Annotated in this window: 21 protein-coding genes and 1 riboswitch; of the genes, 6 read left to right on the top strand and 15 right to left on the bottom strand. The window is 72.5% G+C overall.

Translation table 11 applies throughout. The features are described from left to right. Window positions 1–32 precede the first annotated feature (32 nt). The 6 genes from JK361_RS31830 to JK361_RS31805 form a co-directional block, all read right to left on the bottom strand. On the bottom strand, window positions 33–1,052 hold the full coding sequence (locus tag JK361_RS31830; protein ID WP_201824938.1) for a hemolysin family protein: 1,020 nt from the start codon (window positions 1,050–1,052) through the stop codon (window positions 33–35). Continuing rightward, on the bottom strand, window positions 1,049–2,410 hold the full coding sequence (locus JK361_RS31825; protein WP_201824936.1) for a hemolysin family protein: 1,362 nt from the start codon (window positions 2,408–2,410) through the stop codon (window positions 1,049–1,051). The genes JK361_RS31830 and JK361_RS31825 overlap by 4 nt, the downstream gene beginning before the upstream one ends. A gap of 318 nt (window positions 2,411–2,728) precedes the next feature. Further along, complete coding sequence (locus JK361_RS31820) at window positions 2,729–3,154, bottom strand: GNAT family N-acetyltransferase (protein ID WP_201824934.1); 426 nt, start codon at window positions 3,152–3,154, stop codon at window positions 2,729–2,731. A 46-nt stretch (window positions 3,155–3,200) separates the two neighbouring features. Then, window positions 3,201–4,085: an LLM class F420-dependent oxidoreductase gene (locus JK361_RS31815; RefSeq protein ID WP_201824932.1), complete on the bottom strand. Its 885-nt coding sequence runs from the start codon at window positions 4,083–4,085 to the stop codon at window positions 3,201–3,203. A 247-nt stretch (window positions 4,086–4,332) separates the two neighbouring features. Next, window positions 4,333–6,900, bottom strand: coding sequence for an ABC transporter permease (locus JK361_RS31810; protein ID WP_201824930.1), 2,568 nt, complete (start codon window positions 6,898–6,900; stop codon window positions 4,333–4,335). Between the two features lie 4 nt (window positions 6,901–6,904). Then, a complete protein-coding gene (locus JK361_RS31805; RefSeq protein WP_201824928.1) occupies window positions 6,905–7,717 on the bottom strand; it encodes an ABC transporter ATP-binding protein in 813 nt (270 codons plus the stop codon). A gap of 124 nt (window positions 7,718–7,841) precedes the next feature. Between JK361_RS31805 and JK361_RS31800 the strand changes: the two genes are divergently transcribed. Together JK361_RS31800 and JK361_RS31795 are read left to right on the top strand one after the other, a co-directional pair. Continuing rightward, window positions 7,842–8,084, top strand: a complete 243-nt coding sequence (locus JK361_RS31800; protein ID WP_201824926.1) for a toxin-antitoxin system HicB family antitoxin — start codon at window positions 7,842–7,844, stop codon at window positions 8,082–8,084. Between the two features lie 88 nt (window positions 8,085–8,172). Continuing rightward, complete coding sequence (locus JK361_RS31795) at window positions 8,173–8,547, top strand: fic family toxin-antitoxin system, toxin component (protein ID WP_201824924.1); 375 nt, start codon at window positions 8,173–8,175, stop codon at window positions 8,545–8,547. An 84-nt stretch (window positions 8,548–8,631) separates the two neighbouring features. On the opposite strand, the gene JK361_RS31790 is transcribed toward JK361_RS31795, so the two are convergent. The 4 genes from JK361_RS31790 to bioB form a co-directional block, all read right to left on the bottom strand. After that, on the bottom strand, window positions 8,632–9,324 hold the full coding sequence (locus tag JK361_RS31790; protein WP_201824922.1) for a class I SAM-dependent methyltransferase: 693 nt from the start codon (window positions 9,322–9,324) through the stop codon (window positions 8,632–8,634). A gap of 428 nt (window positions 9,325–9,752) precedes the next feature. After that, window positions 9,753–10,469, bottom strand: a complete 717-nt coding sequence (bioD, locus tag JK361_RS31785; RefSeq protein ID WP_201824920.1) for a dethiobiotin synthase — start codon at window positions 10,467–10,469, stop codon at window positions 9,753–9,755. 1 nt (window position 10,470) lies between these two features. Further along, the gene (locus JK361_RS31780) at window positions 10,471–11,751 is read right to left on the bottom strand and encodes an adenosylmethionine--8-amino-7-oxononanoate transaminase (RefSeq protein ID WP_201824918.1); all 1,281 of its coding nucleotides are present in this window, start codon (window positions 11,749–11,751) and stop codon (window positions 10,471–10,473) included. After that, a complete protein-coding gene (gene bioB / locus JK361_RS31775; RefSeq protein WP_201824917.1) occupies window positions 11,744–12,976 on the bottom strand; it encodes a biotin synthase BioB in 1,233 nt (410 codons plus the stop codon). Before bioB ends, JK361_RS31780 begins: the two co-directional genes overlap by 8 nt. A gap of 147 nt (window positions 12,977–13,123) precedes the next feature. Here bioB and JK361_RS31770 point away from each other — a divergent pair, with 147 nt between their 5' ends. Next, a complete protein-coding gene (locus JK361_RS31770; RefSeq protein ID WP_201824915.1) occupies window positions 13,124–14,251 on the top strand; it encodes an 8-amino-7-oxononanoate synthase in 1,128 nt (375 codons plus the stop codon). Between the two features lie 57 nt (window positions 14,252–14,308). Here the strand turns inward: JK361_RS31770 and JK361_RS31765 are convergent, their stop codons facing one another. Continuing rightward, entirely contained in the window at window positions 14,309–14,530 is a 222-nt protein-coding gene (locus JK361_RS31765; RefSeq protein WP_201824913.1) for a DUF397 domain-containing protein, read from the bottom strand. Window positions 14,531–14,539: 9 nt separating this feature from the next. After that, window positions 14,540–15,400 (bottom strand): helix-turn-helix domain-containing protein, encoded by an 861-nt coding sequence (locus JK361_RS31760; RefSeq protein ID WP_201824911.1) that lies wholly within the window; start codon window positions 15,398–15,400, stop codon window positions 14,540–14,542. Window positions 15,401–15,612: 212 nt separating this feature from the next. On the opposite strand from JK361_RS31760, the gene JK361_RS31755 reads away from it, so the two are divergent. Then, window positions 15,613–16,071, top strand: coding sequence for an ATP-binding protein (locus tag JK361_RS31755; RefSeq protein ID WP_201824910.1), 459 nt, complete (start codon window positions 15,613–15,615; stop codon window positions 16,069–16,071). A gap of 252 nt (window positions 16,072–16,323) precedes the next feature. Here the strand turns inward: JK361_RS31755 and JK361_RS31750 are convergent, their stop codons facing one another. The 3 genes from JK361_RS31750 to JK361_RS31740 all read right to left on the bottom strand — a co-directional run bounded on the left by JK361_RS31750 (window position 16,324) and on the right by JK361_RS31740 (window position 18,322). Continuing rightward, window positions 16,324–16,797, bottom strand: coding sequence for a C40 family peptidase (locus tag JK361_RS31750; RefSeq protein WP_184962525.1), 474 nt, complete (start codon window positions 16,795–16,797; stop codon window positions 16,324–16,326). A 3-nt stretch (window positions 16,798–16,800) separates the two neighbouring features. Continuing rightward, a riboswitch (cyclic di-AMP (ydaO/yuaA leader) is annotated at window positions 16,801–16,954 on the bottom strand. Window positions 16,955–17,373: 419 nt separating this feature from the next. Further along, a complete protein-coding gene (locus JK361_RS31745; protein WP_201824908.1) occupies window positions 17,374–17,679 on the bottom strand; it encodes a hypothetical protein in 306 nt (101 codons plus the stop codon). 7 nt (window positions 17,680–17,686) lie between these two features. Further along, the gene (locus JK361_RS31740; protein WP_201824905.1) at window positions 17,687–18,322 is read right to left on the bottom strand and encodes an ATP-dependent Clp protease proteolytic subunit; all 636 of its coding nucleotides are present in this window, start codon (window positions 18,320–18,322) and stop codon (window positions 17,687–17,689) included. Window positions 18,323–18,407: 85 nt separating this feature from the next. Between JK361_RS31740 and JK361_RS31735 the strand changes: the two genes are divergently transcribed. Further along, entirely contained in the window at window positions 18,408–18,695 is a 288-nt protein-coding gene (locus JK361_RS31735; RefSeq protein ID WP_201824904.1) for a type II toxin-antitoxin system Phd/YefM family antitoxin, read from the top strand. A 281-nt stretch (window positions 18,696–18,976) separates the two neighbouring features. Beyond that, the gene (locus JK361_RS31730; protein WP_201824902.1) at window positions 18,977–19,279 is read left to right on the top strand and encodes an urease subunit gamma; all 303 of its coding nucleotides are present in this window, start codon (window positions 18,977–18,979) and stop codon (window positions 19,277–19,279) included. The last annotated feature ends 6 nt before the right edge of the window (window positions 19,280–19,285 follow it).

Below are 19,285 nucleotides of genomic sequence, written 5' to 3'. Positions count from 1 at the left end.
CGGTCGGTCACCCCGCAAACCCCAGGGCGTCATCACCCCGGAGCCGGCTGGCCGAACAGCTCCCGCAGCACGTCCTCCATGGTCACCAGGCCCGCCAGCCGCCCGTCGTCGCCGAGCACGGCCGCGAGGTGCGTCCGGCCGGCCCGCATCGCGGTGAGCACGTCGTCCAGCGGCGTCCCCGCCCGCACGCGCGCGATGGCCCGCATGTCCCGCAGCCGGAACGGCACGTCCCGCGGCGAGGCGTCGAGGGCGTCCTTGACGTGCAGGTAACCCACGATCCGGCGGCCGGTGTCGACCACCGGGAACCGGGAGAAGCCCGAATCGGCAGACAGCCGCTCCAGCTGCTCCGGGGTGACCCCCATGCGCGCGTAGACGACTTTCTGAAGCGGTACGACCACGTCCCGCACCGGCCGGCTGCCCAGCTCCAGGGCGTCGTGCAGCCGCTCCTGCGCCCGGTCGTCGATCAGGCCCGCCTCGCTGGCGTCCTTGACGATCTCGGCGAGTTCCGTGTCCGTGAAGGTGGCCGCGACCTCGCCCTTCGCCTCGACACGCAGCAGCTTCAGCAGCCCGTTCGCGAAGGCGTTGATCGAGAAGATCACCGGCCGCAGTGCCCGGGCCAGCGCGACCAGCGGCGGGCCGAGCAGCAGTGCGCTGCGCACCGGTTCGGCGAGCGCGATGTTCTTCGGGACCATCTCGCCGAGCAGCATGTGCAGATAGGTGGCGAGGGTCAGCGCGATCACGAAGGACACGACGTGACCGGCGCTCGCGGGCACGCCCACGGCGTGGAACACCGGCTCCAGCAGGTGCGCGATCGCCGGCTCGGCGACCACGCCAAGCACCAGCGTGCACAGCGTGATGCCGAGCTGGGCGGCGGCCAGCAGCGCGGACACGTGCTCCAGTCCCCACAGCACGCTGCGCGCGCGGCGGTCGCCCTCCTGGGCCGGCGGCTCGATCTGCGAGCGGCGCACGGAGATCAGCGCGAACTCCGCGCCCACGAAGAAGGCGTTGACGACGAGGGTCGCCAGACCGATCAGCAGCTGTACGGTGGTCATCGCGTCCCCTCCCGCGTCCCGCGGGCCCCGTCGGCCCCGTCGGCCCGTTCGTCGTCCAGCGGTGCGTGCAGCAGCACCCGGGCGGCCCGTCGGCCCGAGGCGTCGACGACGTCCAGCCGCCAGCCGGCCACCTGGACGCTGTCCCCGACGGCGGGTATCCGGCCCAGTTCGGTGGCGACCAGGCCGGCCAGCGTCTCGTACGGGCCCTCGGGCACCCGCAGGCCCACGCGCGCGAGCTGGTCGGTGCGGGCGGCGCCGTCCGCCGAGTACAGCGCCCGGCCCCGCTCGTCCGCGCCTGCGGAGGCGAGGTCGGGCGTCTCGTGCGGATCGTGCTCGTCCCGCACCTCGCCGACGACCTCCTCCACGATGTCCTCCAGGGTGGCCACGCCGGCCGTGCCGCCGTACTCGTCGATGACGACGGCCATGGTGCGCCTGCCGGAGAGCCGGTCCAGCAGGCGGTCCACGGTCAGGGACTCGGGCACCAGGAGCGGCTCGCGCATCACCTGGGCGACCGTGCGGTGCGGTCGCTGGTCGGCGGGGACGGCCAGGACGTCCTTGATGTGGGCGGTCCCGACGACCGCGTCCAGGCTGCCCCGGTAGACCGGGAACCGGGACAGACCGGTGGCCCGGGTGGCATTGGCGACGTCCTCGCAGGTCGCCTGCATGTCCAGGGCGATGACCTGGACGCGCGGTGTCATCACGTTCTCGGCCGTGAGGTCGGCCAGGTTCAGGGTCCGGACGAACAGTTCGGCGGTGTCCGCCTCCAGCGCGCCCTGTTTGGCGGAGTGCCGTGCGAGCGCGGCCAGCTCCTGGGGGCCGCGCGCGGAGGCCAGTTCCTCGGCCGGTTCGATGCCGAGCCGGCGCACGAAACGGTTGGCCGTGTTGTTCAGGTGGGTGATGAAGGGCCGGAAGGCCGCGCTGAACAAGCGCTGCGCGTTGCCCACCCGCCTGGCCACGGCCAGCGGCGAGGAGATCGCCCAGTTCTTCGGCACCAGCTCGCCGACGACCATCAGGAACACCGTCGACAGGGCCGTGCCCAGCACCAGTGCCACCGAGTTCGCCGTGGTCTGCGACAGACCCATCGCCTGGAACGGCCCGGCGAGCAGCTTGGCGATCGACGGCTCGGCGAGCATGCCGACCACCAGGTTGGTGACGGTGATGCCGAGCTGGGCGCCGGAGAGCTGGAAGGTCAGGTTCCGTACGGCCTTCAGGGCGCCCGCGGCGCCGCGCTCGCCGCGTTCGGCGGCCCGCTCCAGCTCGCCGCGGCCGACCGTGGTCAGCGAGAACTCCGCCGCCACGAAGGCGCCGCAGGCCAGCGACAGCAGGATCGCCACCAGAAGGAGGAGCACTTCGGTCATCGGGTCACCCCCGTCCCATGATCGGGCAGGGCAGGGGAGTGCGCGCGGTGTCGCGTACCGGGAGGCTCGCCCATGGGCGGACGCTCACAACCTTTCATAGAGGGCCGAGTGCTCCCACAATGGTAAAGGATGGGCAAAGAAAGGTTCCGGAGTGACTCCGTTCCCGGCCGTCCTCCGCTCCGGCCGTCCTTCGGTCCCGGCCGTCCTTCGGTCCCGGATGTCCTCGGTCCCGGATGTCCTTCGGTCCCGGCCGTCGTTCCGTCTCGCCGTGGCCGGTGGTCCCAGGGGGTTGGGTTCTCCGGTTTCCGGCCGCCCCGGTCAGTCGGTGAGCGGCTTCACCCAGCGCCGCCAGTGCTCCTCCGGCCCGTAGCCGGCCGAGCGCCAGGCGTGGTGCGCCCTCTCGTTGCGGACCAGCACCATCGCGTCCGCCCGGCGTCCGCCGAGCCGTACGAAACGGTCCTCGGCGGCGGCCAGCAGGGCCGAGCCGACGCCCTGCCGCCGCCGCTCCGGATGCACCGCGAGCCGGTACAGATGGCACCGCCAGCCGTCGAAGCCGGCGATCACCGTGCCCACCAGTTCGCCCGCGGTCTCGGCGAGGATCAGCGCCTCGGCGTCGCGGGCGACCAGCCGCTCCACCCCGGCGCGGTCGTCGCTGATGCTCGTCCCCTCGGCGGCCGTCTTCCAGAAGGCGAGGACGGCGTCGAGGTCGGCGGGGACGGCGGCGCGTACACGCAGTTCGGTCATGCCGTCATCGTGATCACGACCAGGTCGCGCGGCGCGGGGAATTCCGTCATGCGGACTCCTCGCGCAGCCGCTCCATGACTGGCGCGAACGCCTCCATGAACGGCTCCAGCACGGTCAGGTACGAGAACCCGAAGCGCTCGCGCTGTGCCCGCACCTTCGCCACGACCTCCTCCAGTGGACCGGCCAGCACGAGGGGCAGGGCCTGCGCCTCGTCCGGGGTCAGCGCGGGCTGCCGCTCCAGCAGCGGCTTCAGCACCGGCTCCGGATCGTCGGTGACGGCCACCAGCTGGATCAGCAGGTTCAGCTCGGCGGGCTCCGCCCGGTCCGCCGCCGCGTGGTACCGGGCCACGCGCTCGTCCAGCTCGTCGGCGCGGAGCGGCTCCAGGGTGCCGGGCGTGTTCCCCGGCCGGGCCCCGGTGAAGGCCGCGATGTCCGCGTGCTCGGCGGTCAGGCGCAGCATCCGGTCGCCGTTGGCGCCGATCAGCACCGGCACCCGGGACTGGGCCGGACGCGGCTCGTGGTCCGCGGAGCCGAGCAGCCGCTCCAGCTCCCGCACCGTCCGCCGCAGATGGTCGACCCGTTCGCGCGGCGAACCGTACGGCAGCCCCGCCGCCTCGTGCTCCGCCCGCACGTACCCGGTGCCGAGGCCGAGTTCGAGCCGGCCGCCGGTCAGCGCGTCCGTGGCCGCCACCTCCCGGGCCAGCAACGCCGGGTTCCAGAAGCCGGCGTTCAGCACGAACGTGCCGAGCCGCGGCCGTTCGGTCGCCTCCGCAGCGGCGACCAGCGCGGGGAACGGCGCGACCATCCCGAGGTGGTCGGGGACGAGGATCACGTCGTAGCCCAGCTCCTCGGCGCGACGGCACTTGGCGCGCCACTCGGCGGCGGGCGCCGACGTGAGCAGGTTGACTCCGAAACGGAACGGGCGTGCCATGAACTCTCCTCGCCGGAGGACGACTTGACCGGTCTGGATGCCATCATGCCCGCCCGCGACGATCCCCGTGGGCGCCCTTCGCCAGTCGTTCACGCCTGCCCGCGGAAGACCCCGTGGGCGCTCTCCGCCAGTGGCTCATGCCCGCCCGCGACGATGCCCGTGGGCGCTCTCCGTCAGTCGCTCACGTCTGCCCGCGGAAGATCCCGTGGGCGATCGTGGCCAGTCGCTCATGCCCGCCCGTGGGCGGTCATTCGTGGGCGATCGCCGCCAGCACGTTCATCCGTGACGCCCGCAGCGCCGGCAGCAGGGCCGCCACCACGCCCACCACCGCCGAGCCGATCATCACCGCGACGATCGTGCCCCACGGGATCGCGAGGGCCGTCAGTCCGCGCAGGGCCAGCACCTGCTGCATGCACAGTCCCCACACCAGCCCCAGCACCAGCCCCAGGACCGCCCCGAACACCGCGATCACCACCGACTCCAGCCGGATCATCCGGCGCAGCTGCCGCCGCCCCAGCCCGATCGCGCGCAGCAGCCCGATCTCCCGGGTCCGCTCCACGACCGACAGGGCGAGGGTGTTGACCACCCCGAGCACGGCGATGACGATCGCCAGCCCCAGCAGCGCGTACACCAGGTACAGCAGGACGGAGATCTGGTCGTGCACCAGCTCCTTGTAGTCGGCCTGGTCGCGCACCTGGACCTGCGGGAACGCCGTGAGCGCCCGCTCCAGGCGGGGCCGCAGGTCGGTCGCCCGTGTGCCCGGGGCCGCGTTGACGTAGAGCGCCGAGTCCTGCCCGTCCGGCACGTACTTCTCCAGCGTCGGCAGCCCGAAGAAGATGCCGCCCTGGGTGCCGAAACCCTCGGCCGACTCCTGGTCGGTCAGGGCCGCGACGGTCAGCTCCGCCCGTCCCCCGCCGGGGAACCGGACCGGCAGCACACTGCCGAGGCGCACACCGTGGTCCTCGGCGTAGTCGGCGTCCAGGGCCAGGTGCCCGTCGGCCAGGGCGGCCGCCGAGCCGCCCCGCGCGTAGGTGAGGTGCGCGACGTCGTCGAGCCGCGCACCGTACCCGGCGGCCGTCGTCGTCACCCGCCGGCCGTCCGGCAGGCGTACGGCGACGGGCGTGAGCCGTTGCCGTACGACGAGCCCGACCCCGGGGGTCGCGGTGACGCGGTCCGCGATCTGCCGGGTGAACGGCGTGAAGTTGGCGTTCTGGACGACGAAGTCGGCGCCCAGCGTCCGGTCGATCTGCCGGTCGAACGACGCGGACATCGAGGCGCTGGCCACCGACATCCCGCTGACCAGGGCCAGGCCCACCATCAGCGCGGCGGCCGTGGCGCCGGTCCGGCGCGGATTGCGCAGGGCGTTGCGCTGGCTCATCCGGCCAACCGATCCGAACAGGGCGGGGAAGGCCGCGCCCAGCACCTGGATCACCGGCCGCACCAGCAGCGGCCCGGCGACGACGGTCGCGATCAGGGTCAGGCCGACACCGACACCGAGCAGCGAGGCCGCCCGCGCGGTCCGCGTCGCCGCCGCGCACCCCGCGAGCGCCACGGCGCCGGCCACCCCGATCACCGCCCCGACGATCGCCCGTACCCGCAACGGCTTGCCCACACCGGCGACTTCCGCGTCCGCCAGCGCCGCCATCGGCGAGACGGCCGCCGCGCGCCGCGCCGGGAGGTAGGCCGCCACGAAGGTGACCCCGAGGCCGACGACGTACGCCGCGACGGGCGTCCCCCAGCCGATCACCATCTCGGCGGCCTTCAGGTTCATCCCGAACGCGCTCATCAGCCGGATCAGCCCGTACGCCAGCCCAGTCCCGGCGGCCAGACCGAGCGTCGAACCGACCAGCCCCAGCAGCAGGGCCTCGGTGAGCACCGAGCGCCGCACCTGCCGCCGGTCCGCGCCCAGCGCCCGCAGCAGCCCCAGTTCGCGGGTGCGCTGGGCGATCAGCATGGAGAACGTGTTGACGATCAGGAAAACACCCACGAGAAGGGCGACGCCGGCGAAGCCCAGCATCACGTACTTGATCACGTCGAGGAACGTGCCGAGGGTGGCCGCGGCCGATTTGGCCTGTTCACCGGCGGTCTTCAGGTCGTACGCCCGGGTGCCGAGCGCCGCGCCGACGCGGCGTTCGAGTACGGCGTCGGACACGCCCGCCGCCGCGTCCGCCGTGATGCTGGTCGCCTTCGCGGACGAGCCGAGCAGTTCCCGGCCGGCCACCGCGGGGTCCAGGTAGATCAGGGCCGCGCCGGGATTGGTGGTGGTGAAGGTGGCGATGCCGACGACCCGGACCCGGAACGTGCCGGGCTGCGCCTGCACGGTCAGCGTGTCACCGGTCCGCACGTGCCTCCGGCCGGCCGTGTCGGCGTCCAGCAGCGCCTCGCCGGGGCCGTGCGGGGCGTGCCCGGACGTGAGCCGCACGGGGCTGTGCCGGGTGACGTACCAGCCCCTGACGACGGTCGGGGCGCCGGTGGTCGGGCCGACGGACTTGTTGTGGCCGTCGACCACGAACGCGTTCTGCACCGACACCTCGGCGCGGGCCGCCGCGACCCCGTCGACCTTCGCCACCCGGTCCCGCAGCGCGGCGGGCAAGGTCTGCACCGACCCGCTCAGCCGCGCCGACCGCAGGTCCTGCTTCGGCTGGACCGTCACATCGGCGGCGGTGGAGGCGAACAGCCGGTCGAAGGTGCGGGTGACGGTGTCGGAGAAGATCAGGCTGCCCGCGACGAACGCCACGGAGAGGATCACGGCCAGCGCGGACAGCGCCAGCCGTCCCTTGTGCGCGAGGAAGCTCCGCAGGGTCGTCTTGAGCACCGGGTCACCCCTCCTGGGCGCCGTGACCGTCGCCGGAGGGACCCCGGACCACGTCGAACCGTTTCATCCGCTCCAGCACCGCGTCCGCCGTCGGCTTTGGCATCTCGTCCACGATCCGCCCGTCGGCGAGAAAGAGCACCAAGTCGGAGTGGGCGGCGGCCCCCGGGTCGTGCGTGACCATGACGACGGTCTGCCCGAGGTCGTCCACGGCGCCGCGCAGAAAGCCCAGCACCTCCAGGCCGGCCCGCGAGTCCAGGTTGCCGGTCGGCTCGTCGGCGAAGATCAGCTCGGGCCGGGAGGCCAGCGCTCGCGCGCACGCCACCCGTTGCTGCTGGCCGCCGGAGAGCTGGGACGGCCGGTGTCCCAGGCGGTCGCGCAGCCCGAGGGCGTCGATGACCTGGTCCAGCCACCGCGGGTCGGGCCTGCGGCCCGCGATGTCCATCGGCAGGGTGATGTTCTCCGCCGCGGTCAGCGTCGGAATGAGGTTGAACGACTGGAACATGAACCCGATCCGGTCCCGCCGCAGCCGGGTCAGCTCCCGCTCGCGCAGCCCCGTGATCTCGGTGTCGCCGAGCCACACCCGGCCGGCCGAGACCGTGTCGAGGCCCGCGAGGCAGTGCATGAGCGTGGACTTGCCGGAACCCGAGGGGCCCATCACGGCGGTGAACCGGCCCCGCGCGATGTCCACGTCCACCGCGTCCAGGGCCAGCACGGCCGTCTCGCCGGAGCCGTACGCCTTGGTCAGCCCGCGGGCACGGGCCGCGGGCCCGCCGTCCGGCGTGCGACCGGGTACGTGCTGCGCAGCAGGTGTCGACAAGACCGCCTCCCGGTCGCCTGTACTGCCCGTCCGTCCGGGGGCGAGCGTAAGGGACACCGGCGGCCCGGCGCAGCGCATCCGTGCGCTCTTGCCGCCGCTAGCGATCCGGCGCTAGCGTCGAAGCATGGCGAAGACCCAGCTGAACGTGCGCGTGGACGAGGGCACCGCCCGCGCGGCCCGTGAACGCGCCCTGGCCCGCGGGATCAGCGTCAACCGCTACATCGAGGAACTGGTCAGACAGGACGCCGGGGAAACGGGCCGCACGTTCGTCGAGGCCGCCGCCGACTTCATGAAGCAGTACGAGTCCGTGTTCGCCGAGGAGTTCGCGGAGACACGCGGCGCCGACGAGGCCGGAGAACGCCGCTGAACCTTGCGGACGGTCCCTCGAAGCTGGTCTGCTGAAGCATGATCCGCCGAAGCCGCGTTCCCGAAGCCGATCCCACGAAGCCGATTCCTTGAACGATCTCAGCATCGACCTCGCCTGGCTCCTCATGCTCGCCGAACAGAAGACCCCGGGAGACCCGCAGGTCACCGACTGGGGCGCCCTGGTCGCCGCCGTCGCCCGGCACCGGGCCGAGATATTCGGCGTGCCCGTCTACGACACCTCGCACGCCCGCGCCGCCTCCCTGCTCCAACTGCTCATCCACGTCCCGGCGCTGGAACGCTCCAACGCGCTGTTCGCCTCGGCGGTCGCGTACGCCTATCTGGTGGCCAGCGGGGAGAAGGTGATCACCACGCCCGAGCAGGTACGAGACCTCGCCCGGCTGGTCAAGGACGGCACGGCGAGCGTCGACGACATCACCCGCGAGCTGCGCGGCTGGAGCGGCTGAAGCAGGTCACGTGCGTGCCGTGCGGCTGGCTGACGGACGTTGCGGGCGAGTCCTTCGGCCGGAGCGGCTGGCGCCGTCGGCCGGTCAGTGTTCGGCCGGCTCGTCCGGCCGCCAGGCGACCCCGAGCGTGCAGTAGGAGGTCGGCAGCGCCGGCCCACGCTCCGGCAGCATCACGCGCCGGTGCGGTCCGAGGCGGAACCCGGCCTCGCGCAGCGCGGCGACCGGCTCCCGGGCCAGATGGCAGCCGCCGGTGAGGGCCGGCCACAGGATCCGGTCCAGGGCGTGCTGGGTCAGCGTCATCATCCGGCCGCCGCCCTGCCCGTGCTCGAAGAACCGCACCTCGCCGCCGGGCCGGAGCACCCGCCGTACCTCGCCGAGCGCCCGCGCGACATCCCGCACGCTGCACAGCACCAGCGACAGCACCACCGCGTCGAACGCCTCGCTCTTGACCGGCAGCGCCTCCGCGACGCCCGGCACCACGTCCACCGGAACCTGGGCGCGCAGGCCCGCCTCCAGCGCCAACTGCCGTAGCAGCGCCTCCGGTTCGATCGCCACGACCTCCGCGACGGTCCCGGGGTAGTGCCCGAAGTTCAGCCCGTTGCCGGCACCGATCTCGATCACCCTGCCGGACAGCCCGGCGAGCAGCCGCCGGCGCACCCCGGCCATCCCGAGCCGGGACTCGGCGCCGACGCTGATCCGGGCGTAGTAGCGGGCGAACAGCGGATGGTGGACGGGACCCCGTGTCATCTGGCCGGAACGGGTGGACAGCAGCCGCATGGCAACCTCCCTGGGCAGGACGGCCCTAGGGAGAGTGTCCCCCGGGACGGCCCGGCGCACCCCCACCGGACTCCGCCGCGTGTCCGTGCCGACGGGGTCGACCGCCACTCCGCCGCTCCGGCCGCACGCAGCGGCGGCCGGAACGGCACACACCGGAAGGCCCCCGGCGGGGCTACGGCGCGTCGCGTACACGGAGCGGCGGCCGGAACACACCGGAAGGCCCCCGGCGGGCGGGACTACGGCGCCTCGCGTACGCGGAATGCCTCCGCGTCGCAGGTCCGCAGCTACGGCGCCTCGCACAACTGGAGCGCCTGATCCAGGGCCCAAGGCTACGGCGCCCCAGGCACCCGGAATGCCTGCGCTTCCCGGTCCGGGGTCACGGCGCGCCCCGGTCGGCGGGAGCGTCTGCGTGCCCCCAGGTCCCGGGGCTACGGCGCCTCGCGTACGCGGAATGCCTCCGCGTCCCAGGTTCCGTCCAGGCGGGGGGCGAGCCAGCTCGGTGCCGCCGTGCGGAACGCGGTGGGGGGCAGCGCCCCGGCACCGGCGGGCAGCGCGCCGAGCAGCGGGGCGCCGGCGACCTCCGGCAGGTCGGCCACATTGCAGCGGGTGGCAAGGTCGGGGTCGCCGGGCCAGCTGCCGATCACCACGCCGGCCAACTCCAGCTCACGCCGCCGCAGTTCGCGAGCCGTCAGCTCCGTGGTGTTGAGGGTGCCGAGCCCGGCCTGGGCGACGACCAGCACCGGCGCGTCCAGCAGCCGGGCCACGTCGGCGAGCGTCCCGCCGGCCGCGTCGAACCGGACGAGCAGCCCGCCCGCCCCCTCCACCAGCACCAGATCGTGCTCGGTGGCCAGCTTGGCGGCCCGCTCGGCCACCTCGTGCGGATGCACCGGCGCCATACCGGCCCGCCGGGCCGCCGTACCCGGCGCCAACGGTTCCGGGAACCGCGCGACCTCGTCGGTCGTGACCGGGCCCGCGAGCCACGCGACCTCGTCCGCGTCCCCGCGCTCGTCCGCCAGCACGCCCGTCTGGGCGGCCTTGAGCACGGCCACCGACCGTCCGGCGGCGAGCGCCGCGGCGGCGACGGCGGCGGTCGTGACCGTCTTGCCGACCTCCGTGCCCGTCCCCGTGATCACCAGTACCGGCATCTCATCCCTCCCGTGCCGCGGCGCACACCGCGCGCGCGATCCGTGCCACGTCCTCGTCCGAGGTGACGTACGGCGGCATCGTGTAGATCAGGTCGCGGAACGGGCGCAGCCACACGCCCGCCCGCACGGCGGCGTCGGTGGCCGCCTGCATGTCGACCGGGTGGTCGAGCTGGACGACCCCGATGGCCCCGAGCACGCGGACGTCCCGCACCCCGGGCACGTCGAGCGCCGGTGCCAGGCCCTCGCGCAGGCCCGCCTCGATCCGCTTCACCTCCGCCCGCCAGTCCTGGCTCAGCAGCAGCTGGATGGACGCGCAGGCCACGGCCGCCGCCAGCGGGTTGCCCATGAAGGTCGGACCGTGCGCGAGCACCGGCACCTCGCCCCGCGAGATGCCGTCGGCGACCCGCGCGGTGCACAAGGTGGCCGCCATCGTCAGATAGCCGCCGGTCAGTGCCTTGCCCACGCACATCACGTCCGGGGTGACGGCGGCGTGGTCCGCCGCGAACAGCGCGCCGGTGCGGCCGAAGCCGGTGGCGATCTCGTCGAACACCAGCAGCACGTCGTGCGCGTCGCACGCCTCGCGCAGCACCCGCAGGTAGCCGGGGGAGTGGAAGCGCATCCCGCCCGCGCCCTGCACCACCGGCTCCACGATCACCGCGGCCAGCTCGTCCGCGTGCCGTGCGATCAGCTCCCGCAGCTGTTCCGCGTACGACTCCTCGTACTCGGCGGGCGGCGGGTCCGCGAACACCTGGCGCTGGAGCACCCCGGACCACAGCTCGTGCATCCCGCCCTTGGGGTCGCACACCGACATCGGCTGCCAGGTGTCGCCGTGGTAGCCGCCGCGCCAGGTCATCAGCCGCTGCTTGCCCGGCCGGCCGAGCGAACGCCAGTACTGGAGGCACATCTTCACCGCGACCTCGACCGACACCGACCCGGAGTCGGCCAGGAAGACGTGCTCCAGACCCTCCGGCGACAAGTCGACAAGGAGCTTCGCGAGCCGGACGGCGGGCTCGTGCGTGAGCCCGCCGAACATCACATGGCTCATCCGGCCGAGCTGCTCGCGCACGGCCTCGTCGAGGACCGGGTGCTTGTAGCCGTGGATGGCCGACCACCACGAGGACATACCGTCGATCAGTTCACCGGAGCCGTCCGCCAGCCGCAGCCGGACCCCGCTCGCCGCCTCGACGACGAGCGGTTCCGCCTGCCCGGGCATCGGGCCGTACGGATGCCAGACATGACGCCGGTCCAGCTCCAGCAGCTCCGCTACGCCGAGGTCAGGCATTGGGCGCGAGATCCGTTCCGGCGCCGCGGCGGCGGACGGCGACGAGGTCGGTGCGCGGCTCGTCGGCCGGGGTGGCGGTGGCCGGGGAAGCGCTTGCCGTACCACAGACCCCGCCGCCTTCGTGGGAGCCGCAGCCGGCCTCGGCGTGCGACCCGCAGCCCGCGTCGGCGCCCGGCCCGCAGCCGGTGCCCGCGTGCGAGCCGCAGCCGCCCGCCTCCCCGGTCCGGTGCTCGGGCAGCGTCACCTGGCCGGCGCCCTCGACCTCGAAGCCGGCGTCCGCGATCATCTCCAGGTCGGCCTTGCCGGCCTGGCCCTCGCTGGTCAGGTAGTCACCGAGGAAGATCGAGTTGGCCAGGTGCAGCGCCAGCGGCTGCATCGTGCGCAGATGGACCTCGCGGCCGCCCGCGATGCGGACCTCCACGTCCGGGCAGACGAACCGGACCATCGCGAGGATGCGCAGGCAGCGCTGCGGGGTGAGGTTCCACTCCTTGGCCAGCGGGGTGCCCTCGAACGGGATGAGGAAGTTCACCGGCACCGAGTCCGGGTCCAGCTCACGCAGCGAGTAGACGACGTCGACGAGGTCCTCGTCGGTCTCGCCCATGCCCGCGATCAGGCCCGAACAGGCGGACAGACCGGCCGCGTGCGCCTTCTGCACCGTGTCCACCCGGTCGGCGTACGTGTGGGTGGTCGTGATGTCCCCGTACGTTCCCTCGGACGTGTTGAGGTTGTGGTTGTAGGCGTCCGCGCCCGCCTCGCGCAGCCGATCGGCCTGGCCGTCGGAGAGCAGGCCGAGGCAGGCGCACACCTCGACGCCCTCGTTCTGGTCCTTGATGGCCTTGATGGTCTCCGAGACCCGGTCCACGTCCCGGTCCGTCGGACCGCGCCCGCTGGCCACCAGGCAGACCCGCTTGGCGCCGCCCGCCAGGCCCGCGGCGGCGGCCTGGGACGCCTCGTCCGGCTTGAGCCAGGTGTACTTCAGGATGTCGGCCTTGGAGCCGAGCCGCTGGGAGCAGTAGGAGCAGTCCTCCGGGCACAGACCGGACTTGAGGTTGACCAGATAGTTGAGTTTCACCCGCCGCCCGAACCAGTGCCGGCGCACCTTTCCGGCCGCGGCCACCACGTCGAGCAGGTCGTCATCGGAGGTGGCCAGCACGGCGAGCGCTTCCTCGCGGGTCGGCAGCTCGCGCCGAAGCCCCTTGTCCACCAGCGTGTTCAGCAGGTCCATGAGGCCCGATCCTGTCCTACGGGACCGTCCCGGGCCAAGGAGACTTTGCACAACAGAGGCGGTTCACCGTGTGGGTATTGCCACACCCTGGGTAGTCGGCCGTGCCGCTAGGGTCTGTCCGCTACCTACAAAAGCACCGGAGGACCCATGGCGTTCGGCTGGATCGACGAGCAGGCCGAGGCGCGCCGCCGCGCCGGACTCGTGCGCACCCTGCGTCCGCGCCCCGCCGACTCGCCGCTGCTGGACCTGGCGAGCAACGACTACCTGGGCCTGGCCCGGCACCCCGAGGTCACCCGGGGAGCGGCCGACGCCGCCCGGACCTGGGGCGGCGGCTCCACCGGCTCCCGGCTGGTCACCGGCACCACCGGCCTGCACACCGAGCTGGAGGAGGAGCTGGCCGCCTTCTGCGGGTTCGAGGCGGCCCTGGTGTTCTCCTCCGGGTACGCCGCCAACCTGGCCGCGGTCACCACGCTCGGCCCGCACGGCTCGCTGGTCGTCTCCGACGCGGGCAACCACGCCTCCCTCATCGACGGCTGCCGGCTCGCCCGGGGCGAGACGCAGGTGGTCGGGCACGCCGACCCGGAGGCCGTGCGCAAGGCGCTCGGCGCGCACGAGGGGGCGGCGATCGTCGTCTCCGACACGGTGTTCTCCGTGGACGGGGACCGGGCGCCGCTGGCCGCGCTGGCCGCGGCGTGCCGGGAGCACGGCGCCGGGCTGGTGGTGGACGACGCCCACGGACTCGGCGTGCTGGGCGACGGCGGCCGGGGCGCGCCGTACGCGGCCGGGCTCGCGGGGGCCGACGACGTGGTCGTCACGGCGACCCTGTCCAAGTCGCTGGGCAGCCAGGGCGGGGTGGTGCTCGGCCCGGCCCGGGTGATCGACCACCTGGTCAACGCGGCCCGGACGTTCATCTTCGACACGGGGCTGGCGCCGGCGGCGGCCGGTGCCGCGCTGGCGGCGCTGCGGCTGCTCGGGCGCGAGCCCGAACGGGCCGCGCGGGCCCGCGAGGTGGCCGCGGAACTGCACGCACGGCTGACCGCCGCGGGTCTGGAGGCGGTACGTCCGGACGCCGCGGTGGTCTCCGTGCGGGCTCCCTCCCCGGAGCAGGCGGTGCGCTGGGCGGCCGACTGCCGGACCGCGGGCCTGGCCGTGGGCTGCTTCCGACCTCCCTCCGTGCCCGACGGCATCTCACGGCTGAGGCTGACCGCCCGCGCGGACCTCTCCGGGGCCGAGATCGAACGCGCTGTACGAGTCATCGGCGAAACGCGACCATGAGTCGGCGTGACACGGCCGTGTGTCGCACGAGTGTGAATGAAAAATGATCGATTCTGATCAGAGTGTGGTGATGAAGCCCGCCCAGCTGGCGGTTGAGAAGAGCAGCGCGGGTCCGGCGGGGTTCTTCGAGTCGCGCACGGCGAGCAGTCCGGCCACGGGGCCGGAGCGCGGCCGGGCCGTCTCCACGCAGTTGTTGGCTCCCGTGCTGTAGCTGCTGCGCAGCCAGCGCACGTCGTGCAGGTCGGTACTGGCAGGGACGTTCCGAGGCAGAGCTGACATGGTGCCTCCTTACGCGCCGTCACCTATCCCGGCGATGTAGTCCAACGAGTCCTCGGGGGAAAGGGCGTGGAACTGAAGGGTGCTGAAGGCCTCGGAGTAGGCCATCAGGTCTTCTTTCCGTTCCAGGTAGAGGCTACTCGTCAACTGGTCGAGAACAACCACATCCAGATCAGAAGTGCTCGGAAATGAGAAGATAACGAAAGGCCCGGTGAGGCCGATATGGGCTCCCGCCGCGTACGGCAGCACCTGGAGCCGCACCTGGGGCAGGCGGGCGGCCTCCATCAGCCGCTCCAGCTGCCGGGCCATCACCCCCGGACCGCCGACCTCGCGGCGCAGCACCGCCTCGTCCAGCACGGCGCTCAGCACCAGCGGCGGGTCCGAACGCAGTACGTCCTGCCTGGCCAAACGCACCTCCACCAGTGTGTCCAGGCCGTCCTCGTCCAGGTCCTTCACGGCCGCCCGGGTCACCGCGCGGGCGTACTCGGGGGTCTGGAGCAGGCCGGGTACGACCGTGGTCTCCAGGGTGCGCATCGCGCTCGCCTGCGACTCCAGACTGATGAAATCGCGGTAGGTGGGCGGGAGCACCCCGCGGTAGGCGTGCCACCAGCGGTGCCGGCCGCCGGCGTCCTCCGCCCCCGCCAGCATCAGCAGCAACTCGCGCAGATGCCCGTCCCGCACCCCGTAGGCGTCGAGCAGTAACCGCAGATCGGCCGGTTTCACACCGCTTGAGCCGGTCTCGATGCGGCTCACCTTCGACTGGTGCCAGCCGACCAGCCGAGCCGCCTCACCGCTCGTGAGCCCGGCGCCGGTACGCAGCGTACGCAGTTCGGCGCCCAGTTTGCGGCGGCGTACTGCCGGACCGTTCTGCATGGGCTCCTCCTTACTCCTTCCGGGCCGCCCAAATACGGTCTCGCGTCGCAGAGTTCACCGCTTCGAGCGACAGATATATGCATATCTTGGTGGATGCCCCCCGTGACCGTCCCGGTGATGGCAGTCTGACGGGCAAGCACCAGTCCGGGACCGTACTCGAACCCTCCGCCGTCTGTCGGACCGCGGTCCCGTGGGAAAGGGACGACGTCGCCATGGCAGACCACCTGGAAGCATCCGTCACTCTGCCGAGCGATCCCGCCTCGGTCTCCGCCGCCCGTTCCTACGTCGTGGGTACCCTGGCGGAGTGGGGCCTGCCGTCGGACACCGAAGTGGCCGACACCGTGCGACTCATCGTCTCCGAACTCGCCACCAACGCCGTACAGCACACCTTCGGCCAGTCACCCACCTTCACGGTCGACATCGCGCTGCACCATGACGAACACCTTCGCATCGGCGTCACGGACAGCCATCCCCGCTTTCCGAAGAGACTGCCCGCCGCGGTCCAGCAGGACAACGGCCGCGGCATGGTCATCATCCGCTGTCTCACCGCGGAGTGCGGGGGCAGGCTCCGCGTCCGCCCCACCCGTGAGGGCGGCAAGACGGTCTCCATCGAGCTTCCCTGGGCGGTCCCGGCCGCACCCGTCCCGGCGGGCCTGCCGCAGGAGCCGTGACCCCACCGGAGCCGGATCCCGGGCATCGGGCCGCACGAGAGGGCCCTGGCGGAGCCCCGGAGCCCCCGGAGGCCGGAGCCCGGTCCGTACGCCGGCCAAGGCCCCCGCTCGGGCCCCGCTCGGGCTCTCGCTCGCGCCGAGCGGGCGCGCGACGGCCCCGGGCCGCCCGTGGGCTCCAGGCGGGCACCGGGGTGGCGCCGACGGCACTCGGAGCGGCCCTGCTGCTGGAGCCGCTCCCGGCCTGACCGCGGGTCAGCTGATCCGGCCGTACCAGACGCTCTTCGTCCAGATCTTCTGGAGCTTCACCACGTCTCCGGTCTTCGGGGCGTGCCAGATCTTCCCGTGACCGGCGTAGATGCCGACGTGGTAGACGTAGGAGCCCGAATGGAAGAAGACCAGGTCGCCGGCCTTGCGGCTGCGGGCGGAGATGTGGTGCGACTTGTTGTACTGCTGGGCGGCGGTACGCGGGAGCTTCTTCCCCGCCTTCTTGAACGAGTAGAGCGTCAGCCCCGAGCAGTCGAACCTGCGCGGTCCGCTGGCGCCCCAGGCGTACGGGGCGCCCTTCTTGGAAGCCGCGATCTTGAGTGCTTTCGTCGCGATGGTCGCGGCGGAGGCGTCGGTGGCGAGACCGGGCACCGCGATCGAGCCGCCCACGGCGGCGAGGGTGAGGGCCGAGGCCGTGCCGGCCCGGGCCATCAGCGACGGGACACGATTGAGCGCAGTCATGCGCAACCCTTCGTCAGCCGCCTGTGAAGGATGACCTGTCGGATTCGGGCTGGCGAAGTTGCCCGGCCGCGTTGCCGCGGCTTCACCCCAAGGGCTGCTCGGAGCATCCGTCCGTCTGTGTCGAACACACGGACATCCGTTCCGGCGACCCGTCTTGCTTGGGTCCTCCACTCCTGCCGATCCACTCCTGTCGACCGGTCATCCGGGCGGCGGCAGGACTCGGCGTCCGCCCGGACCGCCCCGCCGCGGTGGCGGGGGCTTGTCGTCAGACAGGGATCTTGACTCACGACTGTCCGAAAATCCCAACGGAACCGGGTGTTTGTGGCGTTACTCACCACTCATCCGTTCGGGTGGACAGTGCTCCGTTCGAGTCGCCGTCAGATCCCGGGCGTAGCCCCGGACCTGGGGAAAAGCGCTTTCCCGGCGACACATGAACCCGCGCGTTGCGCAACTCGGGAGTTCCGGAAAACGATCTGGATGTACACCGGTCGGCGGTACGTCGTTCGGGCCGTTTGAAGTCCGGTCCGAGCGGCCGGTGTCGACGCGCGGGTCCCAGGGGCCGGACGGGCGTCCGCCTCAGCCGACGCCGTCCGGCGGGAGCGCGACGCGAGCGGCCCGGCGTTCACCGTCCAGCACCCGCAGCGCCCGTGCCAGCGTGTCCCCGTGCAGCTCCGTCTCGCCCCGGCGGTGCATCAGCGCGAGCGCGTCCCGCAGCTCTGCGGCCTTGCGCACCAGCGCCTGGGCCGCGCGCAGGCCGCCGTAGGTGTCCCGTTGCCTGCCGGGATTGATACGGCCCAGCAGGTCGATCGTCTCCAGGTAACGGTCGATCAGCTCGCCCTCGGCGCGGGTCAGGGCGGGCAGCGGTGGCAGTTCCGGCAGCATGGGCGGCTCACCTCGCGTCCGGTGCGCCGGCCATGTCCCGGCGGCTCGGCACGACGCCGTCCACCAGGCCGTAGGCGAGCGCCCCGGGGGCGTCCAGCACGAGGTCACGTTCCAGATCCTTGTGGACCTGTCCGGCCGTGCGCCCCGTGTGCCGGACGAGCATCTCCTCCATCGTCGTTCGGATCCGCTGCAACTCCTCGGCCTGGATGAGGAGGTCGCTGGGCCGGCCGCGCACCGGCTCCGGCAGCGCCGGCTGTTCGATCAGGACCCGGGCGCCGGGCAGCATGAACCGTTTGCCGGGGGCACCGGCCGCGAGCAGGAGGGCGGCAGAGGCGGCGGCCTGGCCGAGGCAGTAGGTCGCCACGTCGCAACCGACGTACCGCATTGTGTCGTAGACGGCGGCCACGGCGTCGAAGGAGCCGCCCGGCGAGTTGATGTACAGCGTGATGTCCCGGTCCGGCGCCGTGTGTTCGAGGTACATGAGCTGGGCGGTCACATCGCTCGCGGCCGCGTTGTCGACCGGCGTCCCGAGGAAGACGATCCGGTCCTCGAAGAGCTTCGCGTACGGATCGAGCGTGCGCAGGGCGGAGCCGGTGCGCTCGGTGAACTCGGGCAGGACGTGGCGGGCGGACGGGCGGGTCATGGACATGCGCCTCCTCACGACGGGCCCCGATGGGCTCGGCTTCTGTAAAAAATGTACAGGACGTACGTGACGTTATGATGGGGGTATGGCCTACGAAATTCCGGTGACGCAAGCCAGGGCTGAACTCGCCGACCTGATCAACCGGGTGGTCTACGGCGGTGAGCGCGTCGTCGTGACCCGGCACGGCAAGCCGTTGGTCGCGCTGGTCTCGGCCGCCGACCTGGAGCGGCTCGACGCGCTCGACGCGGTCGACGCACAGACCGAGGAGCAGATCGTCAGCACGGTGTCCGGGGTCCACGAGGCCGGATCCGCGGCGCACGGACAGCAGCGATTCGGCCTCGCCGCCGAGCACCGGCGGCCGGGCACCTCCTGAGCCCTCGGTACCTCCCTGGCCGCCGGGCGCCGGTGGTCCGGTGTTTCCCGGGCGGTCCGCCCGTCTCTGCGGGAGCCCATCCGGCGGTCATACGCGTTCCAAGGTCTGGTTAACGTCGTTGAAACTCCGGCGTTCTAGCCTGCCGATCCACGCCACCAGGGGTTTTTCTGCCCGGATTGACGACGATTCGGGGATTTGTCTGTGTGTTACACCTATCCCCGTCGCGGTGGCTGCGGCAACCGGACCCCGCACGGTCCGGAGCAAGAAATGTGAGGTGGGACGTGCAACTGACCCCGCACGAACAAGAACGGCTGCTGATCCACGTGGCGGCCGACGTCGCCGAGAAGCGCCGGGCCCGCGGCCTCAGACTCAACCACCCGGAAGCGATCGCCCTCATCACGTCGCACATCCTGGAAGGCGCGCGGGACGGCCGTACGGTCGCCGAGCTGATGTCCTCCGGCCGCAAGATCCTCACCAGGGACGACGTCATGGACGGGATCGCCGAGATGATCCACGACGTCCAGGTCGAGGCGACCTTCCCCGACGGCACCAAGCTCGTCACCGTCCACGAGCCGATCATCTGAGGGCCC

This window comes from Streptomyces musisoli, assembly GCF_016741855.1.
GTDB lineage: Bacteria > Actinomycetota > Actinomycetes > Streptomycetales > Streptomycetaceae > Streptomyces > Streptomyces musisoli.
The sequence above is the reverse complement of the archived record's forward strand: the minus strand, read 5'-3'. Positions and strand labels throughout refer to the sequence as shown.